Below are 1,381 nucleotides of genomic sequence, written 5' to 3' on the forward strand. Positions count from 1 at the left end.
CACAAGCGTCCAAAACGTTGAAAAATAAATAAGAAAAAGAAGGAGGTACGGCTGAAAAGCCGTAAGTTTTGAGTCTCTAATTCAAACATAACCTCCGATGGTAAATATAAGTTTATTCAGTCAGTTATTGTCGTTTTTTCCGAGGGAAAAATTCGACAGATTGGTAAAAAGGCATGGTAGCGATAAGCATAGCAAGGGTATCAACAGCTGGACACATTTTGTGTCGATGCTGTTCTGCCATATAGGTGGCGCCGGTTCTGTTCGTGATATCAGCCAGGGTCTGCGGAGTACTACCGGCAACATCAACCATTTGGGCATTGGCCGGGTACCGTGCAAATCAAGTCTTTCCTATATCAATAAACACCGCAGTTACGAGCTTTTCAGGGACTTTTATTATAAGATGCTGGAAGAATTGTGGCATCGGCACACCTTTGCCCGTAATGGGCTTAAAAAACTGAAACGGAATATCTATCTGCTGGATGCCACACTGATCCCCCTGTGTCTGGAAATATTCGATTGGGCCACCTACCGTAGCAGCAAGGGTGCAGTGAAGATGCATACGGTACTGGATTACCATGGCTGCCTCCCGGTGTTCACGGCCATAACAGAAGGGAGTGTGCATGAAATAAATATAGCAAGAAAGCTCTCTTTCCCCACAGGCAGTGTAATTGTAATGGACCGTGGCTACGTGGATTACAAATGGCTGCATGTTTTGGACGGCAGCCGGTGCTTTTTCGTTACACGGGCCAAAACCAACATGGCCTATCAGATCATCGAGGACAATACCGATAAAAGTGGCGACAACGCCTTTATCCTTGCCGACCAGCTTATTAGGCTTACCACACCACAGGCGGGTAAGGATTATCCCGAAAAACTAAGGATGGTGGTTTATTTGGACAGCAAAAGTGGACAGGAATACACTTTCATTACCAACAATTTACACTGGAAGGCCCAGACGGTGGCCGATATCTATAAAGAAAGATGGCATATTGAGGTCTTCTTCAAGCACATCAAACAGAACCTGAAAATAAAGTCCTTTGTGGGAACATCGGAAAATGCAGTAAAGATACAGCTATGGACTGCCCTGATCGCTGTTCTGCTACTGAAATTCCTAAAGGAAAAGGCCCGGTACAAATGGCATCTGTCCAATCTGGTTTCCTTTATCAGATTGAACCTCTTTGTGAAGATCGGACTGAAAAAATGGCTCGATAATCCTTTTTATGAACAAAAACAGATTATCCAAATGGCGCAGCTGAAATTATTTGATGGTTAAATTTATACCGACACCCAGGGATTCTTTTCGATAAAAAGCTTTAGGATTGCTTTTTAGACCGTTGAAACCCCTGTTTTTTGTCTCGAAAATTTATTTTGGACAGCTCTG

1 protein-coding gene is annotated in these 1,381 nt (G+C 43.5%); it reads left to right on the plus strand.

Annotated features, from left to right (window positions below; genetic code table 11):
* Nucleotides 1–97: 97 nt before the first annotated feature.
* Nucleotides 98–1,273, plus strand: a complete 1,176-nt coding sequence (locus EPX21_RS03680) for an IS4 family transposase (protein ID WP_134088320.1) — start codon at nucleotides 98–100, stop codon at nucleotides 1,271–1,273.
* Nucleotides 1,274–1,381: the final 108 nt, after the last annotated feature.

The organism is Olivibacter sp. XZL3 (assembly GCF_004368405.1).
Taxonomy (GTDB): domain Bacteria; phylum Bacteroidota; class Bacteroidia; order Sphingobacteriales; family Sphingobacteriaceae; genus Olivibacter.

Excerpts from the sequence above, each read along its gene's own strand:
- EPX21_RS03680 (WP_134088320.1), top strand. The coding sequence starts at position 98 with ATGGTAAATATAAGTTTATTCAGTCAGTTATTGTCGTTTTTTCCGAGG.